This is a genomic window from Paenibacillus sp. DS2015 (assembly GCF_050433705.1).
Lineage (GTDB): Bacteria > Bacillota > Bacilli > Paenibacillales > Paenibacillaceae > Paenibacillus_AQ.
On the sequence record NZ_JBNPWS010000096.1, the window covers coordinates 1 to 1,065 of the forward strand.

General features: G+C 38.0%; 1 protein-coding gene. It reads right to left on the minus strand.

Annotated features, from left to right (window positions below; all coding sequences use genetic code 11):
- Positions 1–128: 128 nt before the first annotated feature.
- A complete protein-coding gene (locus J2T13_RS26295) occupies positions 129–884 on the minus strand; it encodes a hypothetical protein (RefSeq protein ID WP_429375673.1) in 756 nt (251 codons plus the stop codon).
- Positions 885–1,065: the final 181 nt, after the last annotated feature.

The window sequence follows — 1,065 nt, forward strand, 5'->3', positions numbered from 1 at the left end:
CTTTTCTGCTCATATGTTCACGATCGTGGTAGCCTTCATACCGTCGTTATGAAGGCCTTTTTTTCGGGCAACTGCGCAACCAATCCAAAGTGTTAGATGAAGTTTCTGACTTCTGTGAATTTGCTTGATTAAATCTTCAATATTCTTTTTTTCTCGAGCCATGCAATTATTAAAGAAAAGAAAATATAAGAGAAAAGCAAGAAACCTGCTGCAATTTTTGTGTTCGGTGGAGCGACTCCCCAAACAGAATTGATTCCAAGTAAAACAATAAGAATTAGAAGGACGTAAATACCAAGCGTACCCAGCATCCCCTTACCAGTGGTAAGTCCAATGTAGAGGACTAATCCCAAAATTAAAAAAAATAATTCTAGAAAAAAACTGATATATGCATACTCATACAAACCAAGCCCCACTTTAAACTCATTTAACCATAGTGGAAGATCGCCAGTATGTACAATTAAATCCAGTATCCAATGTGAAAAAACTGCTATAGATACGATCATTGCTTTCTTGAAGTTCCTATTGTTAATAATCGGTAAATACCTAACAATAGTAAATGCAACACCACTCCAGAATAATGCTCCTATAAGACTATGAGAGTAGGGCATGAAAAATAAATTAAGTGGTGTACCTGGTACTTCGTGAGATATGTTAGCTTTTTCTACTCCCGTGAAAATGAATAATGCCCAAATCATATCAATAAATTGCACTGCCAAAAATAACAACCAGAGTGGTAAAGGTGTTTCGATTCTCTTTGCTAAAAAGCTTACAGAATAGTGACCAATAAACAGTATAATCGCCTCTCTTTCAGAAATTTCATCTAACGTTGCGTATTTCTGACGTCCAAACGACTTAAGGACCGTAGGTCCGGGTGGCTTCGCCACTTAGTCGGTTGGATGTGTCGCCTGATTCCACTTCTCCGAAAATTCCTCTTGGCGACCAAGGAGCGGTAGCGACGATGCTGAAAAACATTGTTGAACTAAACCGCTACGCGGTAGCTTTTTAAATCCTACAATCTTTCACTGCCATTTTCTAAACCTTCCTTTATCATCTAGTGAAAAAGGA